The 18266-nt window shown below is 62.4% G+C and carries 15 protein-coding genes and 1 pseudogene; 3 read left to right on the forward strand and 13 right to left on the reverse strand.

The window, feature by feature from the left end:
- From ABLV30_RS18440 to ABLV30_RS18450, 3 genes are all read right to left on the reverse strand, one after another.
- On the reverse strand, positions 1-556 hold a 556-nt coding region (locus ABLV30_RS18440), incomplete at its 3' end, for an iron chelate uptake ABC transporter family permease subunit (RefSeq protein ID WP_316504115.1).
- The gene (locus ABLV30_RS18445; protein ID WP_025108187.1) at positions 553-1578 is read right to left on the reverse strand and encodes an iron ABC transporter permease; all 1026 of its coding nucleotides are present in this window, start codon (positions 1576-1578) and stop codon (positions 553-555) included. The genes ABLV30_RS18445 and ABLV30_RS18440, both read right to left, overlap by 4 nt.
- Complete coding sequence (locus ABLV30_RS18450; RefSeq protein ID WP_014229681.1) at positions 1575-2396, reverse strand: ABC transporter ATP-binding protein; 822 nt, start codon at positions 2394-2396, stop codon at positions 1575-1577. Before ABLV30_RS18450 ends, ABLV30_RS18445 begins: the two co-directional genes overlap by 4 nt.
- Positions 2397-2821: 425 nt before the next feature.
- On the opposite strand from ABLV30_RS18450, the gene ABLV30_RS18455 reads away from it, so the two are divergent.
- Complete coding sequence (locus ABLV30_RS18455; protein ID WP_033837168.1) at positions 2822-4975, forward strand: TonB-dependent siderophore receptor; 2154 nt, start codon at positions 2822-2824, stop codon at positions 4973-4975.
- A 145-nt stretch (positions 4976-5120) separates the two neighbouring features.
- Here ABLV30_RS18455 and ABLV30_RS18460 read toward each other — a convergent pair whose 3' ends face one another.
- From ABLV30_RS18460 to ABLV30_RS18490, 7 genes and pseudogenes are all read right to left on the reverse strand, one after another.
- Positions 5121-5909, reverse strand: a complete 789-nt coding sequence (locus tag ABLV30_RS18460; RefSeq protein ID WP_014838728.1) for an ATP-binding cassette domain-containing protein — start codon at positions 5907-5909, stop codon at positions 5121-5123.
- Positions 5903-6898: an ABC transporter permease subunit gene (locus ABLV30_RS18465; protein WP_049084301.1), complete on the reverse strand. Its 996-nt coding sequence runs from the start codon at positions 6896-6898 to the stop codon at positions 5903-5905. Before ABLV30_RS18465 ends, ABLV30_RS18460 begins: the two co-directional genes overlap by 7 nt.
- Positions 6879-7904, reverse strand: a complete 1026-nt coding sequence (locus ABLV30_RS18470; RefSeq protein WP_025108189.1) for an ABC transporter substrate-binding protein — start codon at positions 7902-7904, stop codon at positions 6879-6881. The genes ABLV30_RS18465 and ABLV30_RS18470 overlap by 20 nt, the downstream gene beginning before the upstream one ends.
- Positions 7904-8878 carry an ABC transporter substrate-binding protein gene (locus ABLV30_RS18475; RefSeq protein WP_348865639.1) on the reverse strand — a complete coding sequence of 325 codons (975 nt, stop codon included), beginning with the start codon at positions 8876-8878 and terminating at the stop codon, positions 7904-7906. The genes ABLV30_RS18470 and ABLV30_RS18475 overlap by 1 nt, the downstream gene beginning before the upstream one ends.
- An 11-nt stretch (positions 8879-8889) precedes the next feature.
- Positions 8890-9978 (reverse strand): acyl-CoA dehydrogenase family protein, encoded by a 1089-nt coding sequence (locus ABLV30_RS18480; RefSeq protein WP_049071118.1) that lies wholly within the window; start codon positions 9976-9978, stop codon positions 8890-8892.
- Between the two features lie 34 nt (positions 9979-10012).
- Positions 10013-11117 (reverse strand): annotated as a pseudogene (locus ABLV30_RS18485) (LLM class flavin-dependent oxidoreductase).
- Positions 11118-11262: 145 nt separating this feature from the next.
- Positions 11263-12156 carry a LysR family transcriptional regulator gene (locus tag ABLV30_RS18490; protein WP_134897257.1) on the reverse strand — a complete coding sequence of 298 codons (894 nt, stop codon included), beginning with the start codon at positions 12154-12156 and terminating at the stop codon, positions 11263-11265.
- A 107-nt stretch (positions 12157-12263) separates the two neighbouring features.
- On the opposite strand from ABLV30_RS18490, the gene ABLV30_RS18495 reads away from it, so the two are divergent.
- Together ABLV30_RS18495 and ABLV30_RS18500 are read left to right on the forward strand one after the other, a co-directional pair.
- Entirely contained in the window at positions 12264-12860 is a 597-nt protein-coding gene (locus ABLV30_RS18495) for a cysteine dioxygenase (protein ID WP_049084296.1), read from the forward strand.
- Position 12861: 1 nt separating this feature from the next.
- On the forward strand, positions 12862-14466 hold the full coding sequence (locus ABLV30_RS18500) for a rhodanese homology domain-containing protein (RefSeq protein WP_265800097.1): 1605 nt from the start codon (positions 12862-12864) through the stop codon (positions 14464-14466).
- Positions 14467-14663: 197 nt separating this feature from the next.
- On the opposite strand, the gene ABLV30_RS18505 is transcribed toward ABLV30_RS18500, so the two are convergent.
- The 3 genes from ABLV30_RS18505 to mhpT form a co-directional block, all read right to left on the reverse strand.
- On the reverse strand, positions 14664-16067 hold the full coding sequence (locus tag ABLV30_RS18505; RefSeq protein ID WP_154950536.1) for a DUF1996 domain-containing protein: 1404 nt from the start codon (positions 16065-16067) through the stop codon (positions 14664-14666).
- Positions 16068-16147: 80 nt separating this feature from the next.
- Complete coding sequence (locus ABLV30_RS18510) at positions 16148-16885, reverse strand: polyphenol oxidase family protein (protein ID WP_048262453.1); 738 nt, start codon at positions 16883-16885, stop codon at positions 16148-16150.
- Between the two features lie 141 nt (positions 16886-17026).
- Positions 17027-18223, reverse strand: coding sequence for a 3-(3-hydroxy-phenyl)propionate transporter MhpT (mhpT, locus tag ABLV30_RS18515; protein WP_025108197.1), 1197 nt, complete (start codon positions 18221-18223; stop codon positions 17027-17029).
- Between the last annotated feature and the right edge of the window lie 43 nt (positions 18224-18266).

Consider the following 18266-nt stretch of genomic DNA (forward strand, 5'->3'; position numbering starts at 1 on the left):
AAAAAAAACCCCCCCCCCCCGCCGCCAGCGTCCACGACACGCCGATGCCGATGAGAATAAAGCGCGGGCGCGAACAGTCGCGGGCCAGCGCCAGAACCAGCAGCGCCACCAGCACGCCGCCGAGCATTCCCGCCAGCGGCCGCCAGACCAGGCCCGCCGCCGGGAAGAACAGCACCAGCGCCAGAACGACAATACTGGCCCCCTCCTTCACCCCGATAAGCCCGGGATCCGCCAGACCGTTGCGGGTAATGCTCTGCATCGCCGCGCCGGCCAGACCGAGCATCGCCCCGCACAGCAGCGCCATAAACAGCCGCGGCAGGCGGATATCAAAGAGGATAAATCGCTGCTGTTCGCCCACGATGTCCGCCCCCAGCAGCGCACGGAACAGGGTACCGGAGGGCATCGGGAAGCTGCCGCGGGTCAGGCCAAACAGCGCCAGCAGCAGGATGACGAGCAGCGCGACAGCGGCGATTTTTACCGCCGCAGGGCGCAGCAGAATGTGCCAGCGGCCGCAGGTCAGCGGCCGAAAGCCAGCGCGACGGACGGCGCTTTTCATTTAAAAAACCTCGCGGCGATAAAAATAAATACCGGCGCCCCCACCAGCGCGGTCATCGCGCCGGTTGCCAGCTCCTGGGGCGCAACCAGGGTACGAGCGGCGATATCCGCCAGCAGTAGCACCAGAGCGCCAACCGGAGCGGCCAGCGGCAGCGCCAGGCGAATATCTTCGCTAATCAGCCGGCGCACCGCGTGGGGGACCACCAGCCCGACAAAGCCGATCGGCCCGGCCACCGCCACCGCCGAGCCGCACAATAGCGCAATGGCGGTCAGCCCCAGCAGGCGGGTCTGAACAATCTTTACCCCCAGCCCCAGCGCGACCTTATCGCCCAGCGCCAGCACGTTAAGACGCGGCGCGATGACCAGCGCGATCGTCACTCCCGCCAGCGCCGGGAGCAGCGCAGCGCGCAGCGTTTGCCAGTTCAGCCCGGCAAGATCGCCCGCCAGCCAGGTGCGCATCGCCAGCAACGTTTGTTCATCGAGGATCAGAATCGCCGCGGTGACAGCCGAGGCAAAGGCCGACAGCGCCACCCCGCACAGGGTAATGCGCAGCGGCGTAACGCCGCCCCGCCCGGACGACGACAGCAGCATCACGCCGCCAAACAGCAGCGCCGCGCCGCAGGCGGCGGTGAGCGGTCTGGCTAACGCCACGCCGCCGAGGCTGATTCCCAGCGCCGATGTCGCCACTACCGCCAGCGAAGCGCCGGCGTTAAGGCCGAGAATATGCGGCTCGCCCAGCGGGTTGCGGATCACGGTTTGCAGCAGCAGCCCCGCCACGCCGAGCGCCGCGCCGGTGAGCAGCGCCGCCGCGAGACGTACCAGGCGTAAATCGACAATAATTCGGTGGTCAAAATTGCGCGGATCGTAATGGAGCAGCGCCTGCAGCACCGTTTGCGGCGCAATCCAGCGCGCGCCAAGTCCGAGATGCACCAGCGAGCCGCCCAGCAGCAGCAGGCTCAGCAGTACCAGCGCCAGCCGGGGGCGGGATTGTCGGCGCGGCAGCAGCAGCGCGGAGGCGCTCATAACGCCTTCTCCTCACGGGCGCGGAACGGCATAAAAAAGGGCTTACCGGTCTGCGGGTTGAGCGACATCTGCACGTCCACGTCAAAGACGGTTTTGATCAGCTCCGGCGTACAGATTTCCTGTTCATTAATCACCCCGGCGATCGCGCCTTTTTTGAGAAACACCAGCAGGTCGGCGTAGTTCACCGCGAAGTTCAGGTCGTGCAGGACGGTGACCACCGTGCGGCCGTGATCGCGGGTTAAGGTTTGCAGCAGTTCAAGGATGTCGACCTGATAGCGCAGATCGAGCCAGGTGGTGGGCTCATCCAGCAGAATCGTCGCCGTTTGCTGGGCGAGAGCCATCGCGATCCAGCAGCGCTGGCGCTGGCCGCCGGAGAGGCTATCAACCGCCAGGTGGGCAAACTCTGCGGTACCGGTGAGCCGCAGCGCCTCTTCTACCGCCCGTTCATCGGCCTCGGACCATTGTCGCATCAGCCCCTGCCAGGGGTAGCGCCCGCGCGAAACCAGTTCAAAAACCGTCAGCCCTTCCGGGGTCAGCGGCGATTGCGGCAGAATGCCCAGCCGACGGGAAACCTCCCGGGTCGGCATCTGATGAATCACCTCGCCGTCCAGACGTACGCAGCCCCCCAGCGGCTTGAGCATCCGGGCGATAGTCGACAGCAGCGTCGATTTCCCCGAGCCGTTGGCGCCGGCCAGTACCGTCATTTTCCCGTGGGGGATGGTCAGATGAATATTGTCGACAATTAGCGTCTGGCCATATCCGGCCGACAGGGAATCAAGGACGATCCCCTGCTCTGCAGGCAACACCCGCTGTGGCATAACTCGCTCCCGCGCCGCAACGGCGTGGCGCCAGGCCCGCTCGTTCCGCACTCAAACAAAAATAAATCTCATTCTCTTTTGATCATGCGGTGGATGAATGTAGTAGTCAATACCCTATGACGGCGCCGGCCGCGCGGGTTTACTACCAAAATCTGCACAACATAAAATGACTTTAATAATCAATTAAAACAATAATATATGAAATTTTCACCCAGCCCATTCCTCGCTAATTGATTGATTATTTGTTTCGTCAGTTTTTTATCTTACATAACGTTTACTACTACATGCCTTCATGATTGAATGATTCTCAATTACATATCTGGCGCGCGTTGCGGCGTAAAAAACAGCCAGGTTTATTTTTCAGGGCAATGATTTTATTGGCTTTACCTCTCCGCAAAGGCGAGGTTCGTTCACGAGACACAAAAATGATTCCACTCAATGTCCCTTATTCGGCATTAAAAGGGCGTGCGCTTTTTTCACTGATTTTTTTCACCTCACCGGGATTATTGGCAGCGGTTAATAGCGCCGATAAAACAAAGAAAACCGCTGACGAGACCATAACGGTCGTGGCCGACGGCACTCGGCAACGCGCCACCCAGGGATATCAGCCGGTCAATACCTCGACCGCCACGCTGACTACTATGCCGATGCTGGATATTCCGCAGGTGGTCAATACCGTCAGCGAGCAGGTGCTCGAGGATCAGCATGCGACGAACCTCGATGAAGCGCTGTATAACGTCGCCAACGTGGTACAAACCAATACCCTCGGCGGGACCCAGGATGCCTTCACCCGCCGCGGCTTCGGCGCTAACCGCGATGGTTCAATCATGACCAACGGCCTGCGTACCGTGCTGCCGCGCAGCTTCACCGCCGCCACCGAACGCGTCGAAGTGCTCAAAGGCCCGGCCTCAACGCTGTACGGTATTCTCGACCCCGGCGGATTAATCAACGTGGTGACCAAACGCCCGGAGCGCAGCTTCGGCGGCTCCGTCTCCGCCACCTCCACCAGCTTTGGCGGCGGTACCGGCCAGTTTGACGTCACCGGCCCCATCGACGGGACTCAGCTGGCGTATCGGGTAATTGGCGAGTATCAGCATGAAGATTACTGGCGTAATTTCGGCAAAGAGAAGAGCAGCTTTATTAACCCCTCCCTGACCTGGTTCGGCGAGCGGGCGACGGTGAACGTCTCATATTCGCACCGTGACTACAGTGCCCCATTCGATCGCGGCACCATCTTCGATCTGAATACCGGCCATGCGGTGAACGTCGATCGCAAAACGCGTTTTGATGAACCGTTTAATATTACCGACGGTTATTCCGATCTCGCGCAGCTGAATGCCGAATACCGTCTCAGCGACGCCTGGACCGCCCGCTTCGACTACAGCTACAGCCAGGATCATTACAACGACGATCAGGCCAGGGTAATGGCCTACGACTCGGCGACCGGCAACCTGACCCGCCGCGTCGATGCCACCCACGGTTCCACCCAGAAAATGCACACTACGCGGGCGGATTTACAGGGCAACGTGGTCATTGGCGGTTTCTACAACGAGATCCTCACCGGCCTGGCCTACGAGAATTACGATCTGCTGCGCACCGATATGATCCGCTGTAAGAACGTCAAGGGTTTCAATATCTATAATCCGGTCTACGGCACTGTTGGCAAATGCTCCAGCGTTTCGGCATCCGACAGCGACCAGCGTATTCAGCAGGAGAGCTACGCGGGCTACCTCCAGGACGCGCTCTATCTTACCGATAAGTGGATTGCCGTCGCCGGGGTGCGCTATCAGTATTACACCCAGTACGCCGGTAAGGGCCGCCCGTTTAACGTCAATACCGACAGCAGCGACCAGAAATGGACGCCTAAAGCGGGCCTGGTGTATAAGCTGACGCCGTCCGTCTCGCTGTTCGGTAACGTGGCGCAGTCGTTTATGCCGCAGTCCTCTATCGCCAGCTATATTGGCAATCTGCCGCCGGAAGAGTCGACGTCTTACGAGCTGGGCGCGAAGTTCGATCTGTTCAACGGCGTCACCGCCAATATCGCGCTGTTTGATATTGATAAGCGCAACGTCCTCTACACGGAATCCGTGGGCGATGAGACGGTGGCAAAAACCGCCGGTAAAGTGCGCTCCCGCGGCGTCGAAGTGGACGTGGCCGGGTCGCTGACCGATAACCTGAGCGTTATCGCCAGCTACGGCTATACCGATGCGAAGGTCACCGACGATCCGGATTACAAAGGCAAACCGCTGCCGAACGTGCCGAAACACACCGGTTCGCTGTTCCTGAGCTACGACATTCACAATGTCTACGACAGCAATACGCTGACGGTGGGCGGCGGCGGTCGCGCGGTGAGCAAACGTTCCGGCACCAACGGCGCGGATTATTATCTGCAGGGCTATGCGGTGGCGGATGTGTTTGCGGCCTATAAGATGAAGCTGCAATATCCGGTGACCCTGCAGGTTAACGTGAAGAACCTGTTCGATAAGACCTATTACACCTCCTCCATCGGCACCAATAACCTCGGCAACCAGATCGGCGATCCGCGGGAAGTACAGTTTACGGTGAAGATGGATTTTTAAGCCTCATCCCTGTCCCGGATCGCGGCGCGCGGCGCCTTATCCGGGCTAGCACACTGTAGCCCGGGTAAGGAGCGGCCCTACCGCCCCGCCCCCGGGAATCCCCGCCGAACGGTCAGAATCAGCACGCCCCGGATAACGCCTTGCCTTACCAGTCCTCCCCCTGGCCAAGAATGCGCAAAATATCCTGCCGATGCTGCAGCAGCAGCGGATTGTCGCGATGGCGGGGATACGTCAGCGGAAGCGCAAACTCGGCGATAATCCGCCCCGGTCGCGGCGACATGATTAACACCCGATCGCACAGCAGCAGCGCCTCTTCGATATCGTGGGTAACCAGCAGGCTGGTATAGCCCTGCTGCTGCCACAGGGCGATCAGCTCCCGCTGCATGCTGATGCGGGTAAGGGAATCCAGCTTGCCCAGCGGCTCGTCGAGCAGCAGCAGACGCGGCTCATTCAGCAGCGCCCGGGCCAGCGCCGCACGCTGCGCCATCCCGCCGGAAAGCTGGCGCGGCCACGCTTCGCTAAACGCCTGCAGCCCCATTCGCGAAATCAGCGCATCGGCCTTTGGCTCAAGCCCCTTTTTCCCCTGCGCCTGCGGTCCCAGCAGCACGTTTTGCCGCACCGTCAGCCACGGATAAAGGGTCGGATCCTGAAACACCAGTATCCTTTCGGGCCCCGGTCCGCCCATCGCCGCCTCATCAATCTGAATTTGCCCGGCCTGCTGCGGCTCCAGTCCCGCCAGCAGCCGCAGCAGAGTGGATTTACCGCAGCCCGAAGGACCGAGCAGCGCGACGCTCTCTCCGGGCCGCAGCTGCAGGCTGATATTCTCCAGCACCGGCACCGTCTGTTTGCCAAGGCTAAAAGCGTGATGCAGATGGCTTATCGACACCGCCGCGCCGGTCGATGCCGCCTGAGAAGTGGCGTTCGCGGTTACCATTGCATCCCTCCCCGCTGCCAGCTCAGCAGCCGGTCTCGCACCATAAACAGCCCGCTAATCAGGCCGGAGCAGAGCAGCGCCATCACCAGCAGCGCCGCGTACATATTGGGATAGGCCGCCCAGCCCTGCGCCCACTGGAGATAAAAACCGATACCGGATTTCACGCCGACCATTTCGGCGACGATCAGCACCGAAAACGATGCGCCAAGCCCCATAAACAGGCCGACAAAAACGTTCGGCAACGCGGCGGGGATCGCCACGCGCAGGATCAGGAAACGCTGGCTGGCGCCCAGGGTTCGCGCCACGTCATACCACGCCTTATCGATGCCGATAACCCCGGACCAGGTCAGCACGGTCACCGGGAACCAGGTGCTGAGCGCGATCAGAAACACGCTGGCGCCGAAGCTGGAGGGGAAGATAAACAGGCACAGCGGCAGCAGCGCGGTGGACGGCACCGGCCCCAGCAGACGCAACACCGGATGCACCCAGTAGCCGATCCGCTGGGACCAGCCGATCGCCAGCCCGCTGATAAAACCGCAGCTGGTGCCCAGCAGCACCCCGAGCCCGAGCAGCCCCAGCGAATGCAGAAGGCTATCAAGCAGGCGCGGCCAGTCATCGTGCAGCACCTCAATCAGCGCCTGCGGCGGCGCGAAAAACGGCACCGGCAAAAACGCCGTCTTGGCCGTCAGTCCCTCCCACAGCGCAAAAAGCAGCGGCAGCAGCGCCAGCCACTTTCCGGCATGCTGCAGGCGAGTCCCCCGCTGCCGCCAGTAGCGGTAGCTCAGCGCCAGCAGCAACAGTCCGCCGCCAAGGGTGAACTGCGCCAGCGCCCACCCTTCGCTAAACGGCCAGCGCCGCCCGGCATCGGGCCAGGCCAGGGTAAACAGGCCGCCCAGCAGCCATAGCGCGGCGGCAAGCCAGCCTTCCTTCCACAGCGGCCTGCCGCTTACCGGGCGCGTCAGCACCCGTTCAGGCGAAAACGTTGACATAAATGCTCTCCGCAAACTGATGGGGATCGGTTCCCGGTTTAATGACCTGCACCCGCTGAAGATCCACGGCGTACTGGGTCAGCTCTTTGACAAACGCCTCGCCCACCGCATGATGGCCGTGCCCCTGGCCGTGGAGAATTCCGCTGACCTCCGCCTCATTGGTATTCAGCGCATGGGCGAGGAAGGATTGCGCCACGCTCTCCGGATGCGCGGCGGCATAGCTGTGCGCCTCAAGAATCGCCTGGGTGAGCGCGGCGGCGGCCGGTTTATGATCGCGCGCCAGGCTACCGCTGACCCCCAGTACGCAGCAGCTCAGGTTAGCGTAATCGCCGGTCATATTGCTGGCGATAAGCTGATATTTACCGGTGTCCAGCAGACGATAGCTGAAGGGTTCGCTGCCGCTGATGGCGGCAATTTCGCGTTTATCCAGCGCCACGCTGAGTAAATCTGCCGGATAGACTTTCCACTGCACATCGCTTATCGGATCGATGCCGTGGCGCTTAAGCAAGATGGCGAAGAAGTTTTTATCCGGCCCGGCCATATCGGTGACGCCGATGGTTTGCCCCTTCAGGCTCTCCAGGCCGCCGAACGGCGAGTTTTTCGCCGTCAGCAGGTTCAGGCAGCCGCCGTGGGTTCCGGCGGTGAGCTTCACGTCGAAGCCCTGCTCCAGCGCCTTCAGCCAGCGCAGCGCCATCCCGACGCCGGCGTCGGCCTTGCCGGTGGCAATCGCCTCCAGCAGCACGTCCGTCGAGTTGCCGAAGTTAACGAACTCCACGTCGAGATTGTATTTACTGAAGATCTTCTGCTGCTCCGCGACGGCAACCGGCGCCAGGCACACCGCGCTTTTGTTAATCGCCAGCTTGATTTTGTACGGCTGCGCCAGGCGCAGGGCCGGGTGTTCCTCACCGCTCGCCATGGCCGCCATATCGTGAGCCCAAAGGGGCAGAGAGGCCCCGGCCAGCGCAAGGCTGCCGGTCAAGCGTAAGAAACGACGGCGAGATGTCATCATGGCGACACCTCCGCATGGGCCTGCGCGGCAGGCACGCTAAAGCCGTTATCAAACGTCGGCATCACGTCCAGCTTTGCGCGGATCAGCCCGTTGGCGAGGTAAAAGTCCGCCGTCGACTGCTGCTGAGCGACCGTCTTCGCGTCCAGACGCAGCCACTGCGACTGGCGATTGGCAAACTGCGCGCGGGCGATATCCGCCGGGAAACGAATAATTTCCCCCAGCGTTTTACCGTAGCTATCGAGATTGGCGTAGGCCCAGCGCTCGGCGCCGGCCAGGCGATTTAGGTAATCCTGCAGCGCCGCGCGCTTCTGCGGATCCTTAAGGGCATCATCGGTTGCCGCCAGGAAAGTGTTACCCGGCAGCAGCCCTTTGCCGCTGACCAGAATCTGTCCCTCGGCGGTCTTCACCAGCTGCGTGGTATAGGGCTCCCAGGTCGCCCAGGCGTCCACCGAACCGTTGAGCAGCGCCACTTTGGCGTCCACCGGACCGAGAAACACCCACTGCACCTCTTTCGGCGAAATTCCCGCCTGCTCCAGCGCTTTCAGCGCCACAAAGTGGCCAATCGACCCTTTACCGGTAGCGATGCGTTTGCCTTTTAAATCCGCGGCGCTTTTCAACGCGCTGCCGGGCGAGACCAGCACCGCGGTGCCGGCCGGGTTGCTTTTATCGACGGCGATGGCTTTAACCGGCGCGCCGTTAGCCAGCGCGAACAGCAGCGGCGCATCGCCGATAATTCCCGCATCCACCGCCCCGGCGTTAAGCGCTTCCGCCAGCGGCGCGGCGGCCGGAAACTCGGCCCATTTAATCTCGTAAGGGAGATCCTGCAGGGCGTTGGCTGCCTCCAGCTGCGAACGCATGCAGCCTTTTTGATCGGCGATTCGCAAGGTGATTCGCTCCTGAGCCGCCGCATAGCCGCTCAGGGCCAGCAGCATAACCACCCCGGCTAAACCGGTAACATTAAGTCTGCGCATATGAATTATCCTTATTTTTGAAAAGCGTGTTTGCCGGCCGCCAGCCACGCGCTGTCGCTCTGCGGGGTATGTACCCGCCCGCACAGCACGTTGCGATAGTGGCGCTCCAGAGGATTTTGCCGACTCAGGCCATGGTTGCCGGTCAGCTCCAGCGCCAGGTTCACCGCCTGAATGGCGTTGTCGGTAATCGTGACTTTCGCGAGATTCGCCTCAATGGCGGAAAAGCCCAGCTGTGCGGCCTTTTCCAGCAGAGTGCGATTGACCAGTAGCCAGCCGTCAATCTGGCCGACTTTTTCCTGCACCCGCGGCAGGCTGGAAAGGGGTTGCCCAAGGCTGCCCGGAATACGCGAACCCAGCCACGTTACCAGCCAGTCGCGGGCCGCCCGCGCGATGCTGTCGTAAATCGCCGCCAGCAGCGCCGTATGGCGGTTGGCAAACAGACGAAACTGTTCCGCATCAGGCGCGGGAGGCGCATCGGCGGGCCACACGTCCACCGCGTGCTCTGCGGCCACCCGGACGTTGTTCAGCACCACTTCGTGGCTGCCGGTTGCCCGCATTCCGGCGTGATCCCAGCTGTTCACCACGGTAATGCCCTCACTGTCGCGGGGCACCAGCCAAGTGCCGACCAGCGGCGGAGCGTCGTCGCTGCGGCCCCAGATGGCCAGCCAGCTCAGCCCCTCAATACCGGTGGTATAGATTTTATGGCCGTTAATCTGCCACCCTTCCGCGCGGCGGGTCGCCACGGTTTGCGGCAGGCCGCCGCGCGCCGGGGAGCCCAGTTCCGGCTCCACGCGCAGGCTGTTGATCAAGCCTCCCCGCTCGACGGCATCGTGAAAAACCCGCTGGCGCAGCGGCTCGGACCAGTTCTCGTTCTCCGCCAGCCGCAGATGGTGCAGGTACTGCATGCAGACGATCAGCGCCGTCGCCGGTTCGCCCCAGGCGATGGCCGCAATGGCCTGCTGAAGCTCGGCTAAGCCGGCACCTGCCCCGCCGTACTGCTGCGGCACGGCGAGGCTTAAAAAACCGCGCTGGCGCAGACGGTCGATATTGTCGCGGGGAAAGTCGCCGCTGGCGTCGAGACTGGCCGCCTGCTCCGCCATCAGCTGGCGTACCTCCGTCAACCGCCGCGCCCAGTCATCGCTTGTCTGACCGATCACGAGGCGCGCTCCGCCACGGCGCGAAGGGCGGCTTTTTCGCGGGCGATCGGCAGCAGCGCTTTACCGTACTCCTGAGCATCGTTGAGCGGATCGAACCCGCGGATCAGGAAGTTGCGCACGCCGAGGTCGTAGTAATCGAGCAGCGCGTCGGCGACCTGTTCCGGGGTGCCCACCAGCGCGGTGGAGTTGTGGCCGCCGCCTACCAGCTGCGCGATCCCGGTCCACAGGCGTTTATCCACCACCTTGCCCTGCGCCGCCGTCGCCCGCAGACGCTGCGCCCCGACGCTGTCGGGCTTGGCTTTGAAACCGCCTCCGCTCTGCGCCGCCCGCTCGGTGGCGACGTGCAGGATATGCTCGGCTTTCTCCCAGGCCTCGGCTTCGGTCGCGGCGATAATCGGCCGGAACGAGACGCTGAAGTCGATTTCGCGCTGATGTTTCGCCGCCTCGGCCCGCACGCGCTGGATGGTTTCCGCGGTTTGCGCCAGCGACTCTCCCCACAGGGCGAAGACGTTGGCGTGCTTGCCGGCCACGGCGATGGCCGCTTCCGACGAACCGCCGAAATAGAGAGGGATATGCGGTTTTTGCAGCGGGCGAATGGCCGACCACGCCTGTTCCGCCTGATAAAAGTCATTGGCGATATCCACCGGCTGTTCGGCGGTCCACACCTTGCGGACGGTCTCAAGGAAGGCATCGGTACGCGCATAGCGCTGGTCGTGATCGAGGTAATCACCGTCGCGGCGCTGCTCGGCGTCATTGCCGCCGCTGATGATATGTACCGCCAGACGGCCGCCCAGCAGGTGTTCAAGGGTAGCGAACTTACGCGCGGCGAGGGTCGGCGAGACAAAACCGGGACGATGAGCCAACAGGAAGCCGATCTTTTGCGTCGACAGGCCCGCCAGCGCGGTCACCAGGAATCCGTCGGGTTGATCGGACCAGTGGCCCACCAGCAGGCGGTCAAACCCGGCGGCCTCGTGGGTTTGCGCGAAACGCACGATGTAATCGCGGTCAAAAATCGGGCCGACCGGGGCGATGGTTTCCGACGACAGGCGGTGGCCGATCATGCCGAGAAATTGAATGCTCATGCAGAACTCCTTGTAGCAGGATAATGAGTGGGCCGCCGCGGCGGCGCGTTTTCATTACCCTATACACGGGCTCTTAATGAACAAAATGCATTTTTATCATATCTTAATATGCGAGATAAGCATTTATAAAAATTATATATACGTTTCAGCCAGATACGTTTAGCTGCTGAACGACTTTGCCGGCGAAAAAAGTCAGCGGCTGGCTCAGATTAGCCAGATTCTGCGCGTGAACCAGCCACAGATGCACCTCGGGCTGGAAATCCGCCAGCGTCAATACCGTCACCTCGTCGCGCCACGGGCTGGCGGCCAGCGCGGCGCGCGGTACCAGGCCAAGCCCCAGCCCCTGCGCCACGAGGCTGATTTGCAGCTGGGCGCCCGCGGTCTCGACATTCAGCGCCAGACGCAGCCCCTGGGACTGCAGCTCGCGGATCAGCCCGGCCCGCAGGCCGCAGCCGTCGGGATTGAGCACCCAGCCTTTTTCCGCGCAGTCGCGCAGCGCCCCGGCGTGAAGACGCCCGCTTTTAGCCGCAATCACCACAATATCCAGCGGGCACAGCAGGCGCCCGCCGTAGCCCTCAGCAAAGCGTTGCTGTTCCGGCCCCATCGCCAGCACGCCGTCCAGCTCGACGCTTTCAAGGCGCTTTTGCAGCAGCCCGCTCCAGCCGCAGGTCACCTGCGGTCGCAGGGCGGGAAACTGCTGGCGCAGCGCGCTCAGCGCCGGCTGCAGGGCAATTTCCGCCACGCTCTGCGGGACCCCGAGACGCAGGATACCGTGCGGCTCGGCCTCGGGGTCGAGCAGGCCGTACAGCTTTTTGGTCTCCCGCTTGATGCTCAGGCACTGCTCGTAAACCCGGTGCCCGGCGGCGGTCAGGGTGAGCGGCCGGGTCTGACGCTCCAGCAGCGTTACGTTGAGGGTTTGCTCAAGACGCTGCAGACGACGGGTAATCGCCGATTGGGTAATACCGAGATATTCCGCGGCCTGGTTAAGCGAGGAGAACTGCACGGTGGCCAGCAGTGCGTCAATGTCGTCGATGCGCATAGCGTCCTTAATGTGATTTTTGCATATTAATATATGCGGAAATTGCATTTTAATTATATTAACGCCTTTGCTAGCGTAAAGACCAGTCCCGACAACAGGAAGCGACCATGACCGCACCGCGAGTGGAAAAATTACGCCAGTTTATTCAAGACCTTGATGCCCTGCATCGCGAATTTGCCGATGAACAGCCCCTGCTCGACGCCGTGGCCCTGCGCCTGGCCGCGCTGGTGAAAAAGGATGACTGGCTGCCGGAGGAGTACACCCTGCCGCATCCCCACCACTATCAGCAGTATCTGCTGCATGCCGATTCCGGACAGCGTTTTTCCATTGTCAGCTTCGTCTGGGGGCCGGGGCAATCGACGCCGATTCACGATCATCGGGTGTGGGGCGCCATCGGCATGCTGCGGGGCGCGGAGGAGAATCAGCGCTACCGCCTGGACGAGCGCGGCCAGCCGGTGGTCATCGGCGTTGCTGAACGCCTTTCCCCAGGCGAAGTGGAAAAAGTCTCTTCCCGCGACGGCGATATTCACCGGGTGAGCAACGCCCTCGCGGATAGCGTCTCGATCAGTATTCACGTTTACGGCGGCAATATCGGCGGCGTCAGGCGAGCGGTTTATACCCCGGAAGGCCTCGTCAAACCTTTTGTCTCCGGCTACTCCAACCGCCACTTACCCAATATCTGGGATCTCTCAAAGGATAATTAATATGCCCACCTGTTCTTATCGCCCGGCCGCCCAGCTGCGCCAGGCGCTGCTTGACGGCGCCGAGCTGGCGCTGCTTGACGGCGCCGAGCTGGCGCTGATCGACGTTCGCGAAGAGGCCGACTTTGCCCGCAGCCATCCGCTGTTTGCCGCTAATCTGCCGCTCAGCAAGCTGGAGCTGGATATTTTTCGGCGCGTGCCGCGCCTGACGACGCCGATTACCGTCTATGACGGCGGCGAAGGTCTGGCGGAGCGGGCCGTCGAGCGCCTGCAGAGCTGGGGCTACGAAGATGTCGCCCTGCTGGAAGGCGGCCTGCCGGGGTGGCAGCGCAGCGGCGGAGAGCTGTTCCAGGATGTGAATTCGCCGAGCAAAGCGTTCGGCGAGCTGGTGGAGAGCGAGCGGCATACCCCCTCGCTGAGCGCCGGGGAAGTGCAGGCGCTGCTCGATGGTCAACAGGAGGTGGTTGTCGTCGACGCGCGCCGTTTCGATGAGTATCACACCATGAATATTCCCGGCAGCATCAGCGTGCCCGGCGGGGAGCTGGCGCTGCGCATTGAGGGCCTGATTCCGTCATCGCAGGCGACGGTGATCGTCAACTGCGCGGGGCGCACGCGCAGTATTATCGGCACGCAGTCGCTGCGCAATGCCGGTTTGCCCAATCCGGTCTACGCGCTGCGCAACGGTACCATCGGCTGGACCTTAGCTGGGTTTGACCTTGAGCGCGGCCAGCAGCGGCGTTATGACGCCGATTTTCGCGCCCCAGCCGAACGCGCGGCGGCGGTGAGGCAGCTGGCGGAGCGCGCCGGCGTCGCCTTTATAGACAGCCCAACCCTTCAGCGCTGGCTACGGCAGCCCGCCCGCACCACTTACCTGTTCGACGTCCGCAGCCCGGAGGAGTACGCCGCAGGTCATCTGCCGCTGAGCGTTAGCGCGCCCGGCGGGCAGCTGGTGCAGGAAACCGACCATTTCGCCAGCGTGCGCGGGGCGCGCATTGTGCTGATTGCCGATGACGAGATACGCGCGCCGATAACGGCGTCCTGGCTGGCGCAGATGGGGTGGGAAGTGGCGGTATTACGCGATGCGCGCGCGGAAGATTTTAGCGAGCACGGTACCCCCACAGGCCGCGTACCGCCGGGTCCGCAGGCGGAGGAGATTGCCCCGCAGCAGCTGGCGGCACAGCTGAGGGAGCCGGGAACCGTGGTGCTGGACTTTACCACCAGCGCCAACTACGTCGCCCGGCATATTCCCGGCGCTTACTGGCTGGTACGTTCACAGCTGCGCCAGGCGCTGGAGGTGCTGCCTTCCGCCAAGCGTTACGTTGTCACCTGCGGCAGCAGCCTGCTGGCCCGCTACGCGGTGCCTGAGGTTGCAGCGTTAACCGGTAAACCGGTGCAGCTGCTGAGCGGCGGCACGCTGGCGTGGATTGACGCCGGGCTGGCGCTGGAGCATGGCGAGACGCATCTGGCGACGCCGCGCAGCGATCGCTATCAGCGCCCGTATGAAGGTACCGATAACTCACCCGCGGCAATGCAGGCCTACCTCGACTGGGAGTTCGGCCTGGTTGAACAGCTGAAGCGCGATGGCACGCACGGGTTTAAAGTATTGTGATGTCCCCCGCTCGCGCTGCGCTTAGCGGGGCTACGGGCTCACAGCCGTCTGCGGTCCGGTAGCCCGGACAGATGCGCAGCATCGCCTCCGGGAAATTATGCCGCACTGCGCTTTGCTCCCGGGGGCGGCGCAAAGCTCCTGCCCGGGCTACAGGTCCACCGCCGTCTGCGAACCCGTCGCCCGGGGAAGGGCCGCAATCAGATCTCCGGGGTATTTTTAAAGCCCATCAGCATCAGCATCGGCTCCTGCTGTGAGCCCGCCGGGTCGAAATGATAGCGATTGCCCTGACGGTCGCCGCCGATATACCACGAGATCTCGGTTTTGCCTTCCGCCAGCGCCTTGCGCACCGCTTTATCGACATCCACCATCCGGTATTCGCGTTTGGAATTGAGGTACAGCGACGCCTCCGAGCTGTAGTTGCAGGGCGGGCGATGATTCCAGGTCACGCTGTTCGCGCTCCAGTCGTTGCTCGCCGGATAGAAAAAGATCTGATCCGCGCCGTTGGTTTCCACTTTTCCGCCGTAGATCCGCAGCTGATATTTAAACAGCGAGGCGTCCTGATCCTGCGGCAGCGGCGGGATAGGGAATTTCACCAGCGTCATGGTTTCCGGATTGTGCGTGCGCCCGCCGTTTTGCCAGTTATCGCTGACCACCAGGTTTTCCGGCGCGGGATGGGTGACCGTCGGCGCGGTGCTGTCCACCAGCGCATTCTCCTTCACCGTCGTGAAGCGATACGGCACCGCGCTGCCGCAGTCGATTCCCTTGTTCATGCAGCGCTCGGTCATATAGTGCGCCCCTTCCACCGTCCAGCCGTTCATAAAATCCGCGTGCGCCGTATAGATACTGCCCCAGCGCTCTTCGCGCTTCTCACCGTCCATGATCGGATCCAGGGAGAGCTGAATCTTCGCGGTATCCAGGGATGTAATCTGCGGCAGAACGTAGGCCACATTCATATTCACCGTCGGGATTTTCACCGGATAGTCGCTCGGACAGGCGCCGTTGACGTCGTATGCCGCGTTACTGTGTCCGTGAGCCGGTTTGAGGTTGACCCCATCCCAGCAGTTGGGGAACTGAATACCGATATTAAACTGTACCGCATCACCACCTTTACGCAGCCCACAGACTTCGCCGGCCTGGTTGCTGTAGCCTTTGCCGTTAGCGCACAAAAAGGTGATGCGCGAGCTGGGCGCCGAACCGTGGTGATCGCCCGCCAGCAGTTCGAGACCCGCCGGGAACGGGTGCAGCGGATACTGTTCCACCTTGGTGGTCTGATAGTAGGTTTTTTGATACGCCGGCGTTACCACCTGACCATCCGGCAGCTTCATCGACGGCACCCAGTAGGCGGAACCGTCGGCCTTGTTATCGCAGGTGGTTTCCGGCTGGTCGCGCAGCGTCTGATAGGTGGAAACCGCATCGGTATGGGTATTACCAAAAAAATCATGCCACATGGCCTGATTCGGTTTGCCGAACATCATGATGGCGTCATCGCCCAACGTATGGTGATAAGCGCAGACCACGTGGGCCTGCGGGCCGGCATGAGCGGAAAACGCGCCGGCAACCAGCAGCGGCGCGAGAGTTAAAGTGAACGCGTTCAATTTCATTTTGCAATCCTCCTTGTTTGAAGGAGTGCAGAGATAGCAAACGCCCGCCGATGTTACACATCATCAAACATCATTTCGTCTCATCGGCCCGCCCCATCAGGCTCGCGCATGATCCATGAATACTGAAATGACTTCGGCGCCGGGAAATGCGTGCGCCGACGAAACGACCCCAGCCGCTGCGGCGTGCAGTAGGTGCAGCTCCCCAGCCACTCCATGTTTTCCTCCGGCACGCCCGCGCTGCGCAGCAGGAGGTGGGCAAAAGCCCGCAGATCGAACCACGCATTGTCGCCCGCGGTCGCTTTCGCCTGCTCCCCCTCCGACGCCGCCTGATGGGACTGGAAGAGCTGCTCCCGATGGCGTTTTGCCAGCTCGCCGGCGGGCATCGCCAGCAGCGCCTGGTAGAAGTCGCCGGTGACTTCATAGCAGCAGGGGTGAATATGCGGCCCGCTCACCACCACCAGATCTTGCGGGTCGACGTGATAACGCTGAAACAGCGCAAGGCTATTTTCGATAATCCCGCTGGCCGCGCCGCGCCAGCCTGCGTGCACGCTGCAGACATAGCGCCCATCACGCGACGCCATCAGCAGCGGCAGACAGTCGGCGGTCACCACGCCCATCTTTTGCCCGCTGACGGCGGTAAACATCGCATCGGCGTGGGGGCGCTCCGCCTGCGGCGCCCGATACTCATGTACGATATTGCTGTGAACCAGTTTAACCGGCGCCATTTCGCTATAGGGAAAGGCGGCGGTTTCATGAACGTCGAGAAAGGCGTAGCGGATACCGGGGATATCGCTCAGTAAGCGGGATGTAAAAGACATGATGCTCGGAAGAATCAATGGATGATGATTTAACCTATGCCAAAGTAGAGAGATGCGCAAGGCGGATTCCCGGGCTACCAGTCCGGTAGCCCGGGCAAGGCGCGGCTTTACCGCGCCGCCCCCGGGAATCAGCGAAAATGCTCAGGCCAGCGCCGTGCGCTTTTGTCGGCTCATCAGCCAGAACACCGCCGCGCCCGCCAGCAGAATGCCGGGAGCGGACGCGGCCATCACCCCGACGGTGCCGGTGCCCAGCGCCAGCATTTTGCCCGCCAGCAGCGGACCGCTCATCGCGCCGAGACGGCCAATCGCCACCGCCGTCCCCACGCCGGTGGCGCGGATTTCGGTGCGATAGAACAGCGGAGCCAGCGCGTAAAGCACGCTCTGGCCGCCGGTGGCAAACAGTCCGGCGACAAAGCCGGAGAAGAGCATTGCGGTCAGCGAGGACGCGGTCCCCAGCGCCAGCAGCGACGCCAGCATGCCGGTATAGATCAGCAGCGACATCCACAGCGGGCTGAGCTTATCCATCAGCGCCCCCAGCAGCAGCGTGCCGCAGGCGGCGCCGAACTGCAGGACAAACATCACCCCCGCCGCCTCGCTGGGGCTGAACCCCTGGCCGACTAGCAGCATCGGCAGCCAGTTGATCAGCATATAGACCACCAGCAGCGTGAAAAAATAGCACAGCCACAGCAGCAGCGTGGCGGTAGCGTTGCCCGGCGCGAGGAGCGTGCGCAGCGGCACGCCCCGCGCGCTGCGCTGAAACACCGGCGATTCCGGCAGCCAGCGCAGCAGCAGCGGCACCAGCAGCAGCGGAACGATACCGCCGATCCAGAACACCGTTTGCCAGGCCGCGGCAAGGCCGAAAAAGCCCAGCGCCGCCGCCAGCGCCGCGCCGATGGGGACGCCGCAGTACATCAGGCTGACCGCCCTGCCGCGAAAGCGGGGGCCGGCGGCCTCGGAGGTTAAGGCAATCAGATTCGGCAGCGCCGCGCCCAGGCCGACGCCGGTCAGCAGCCGGGCCAGCAGCAGCGTGGGATAATTCCACGCCAGCGCGGTAGCGATTGAGAACAGGCCAAAGAGCAGCACCGAGCCCAGCAGAATTCGCTTGCGGCCATAGCGATCCGCCAGCATGCCGCCCACCAGCGCGCCGGGCAGCAGGCCGAGGATCCCGGCGCTGAAAATCCAGCCCATCTGCATTTTATCCAGCGCGAACGCCTGCGCCATGCCTACGGCGGCGATGCCTGCCGCCTGCAGATCCAGCCCTTCCATCAGGGCCACCATAAAACAGAGCCCGACGGTTAACATCAGGCGCGAATTGCTTGCAGTCGTTGTTTGGGTCATAGGGTACCTTTGCGATATCCGGACAAGCGGAGTAGGTGAATGG

It is taken from the genome of Klebsiella sp. CN_Kp113 (assembly GCF_040064585.1).
GTDB lineage: Bacteria > Pseudomonadota > Gammaproteobacteria > Enterobacterales > Enterobacteriaceae > Klebsiella > Klebsiella michiganensis.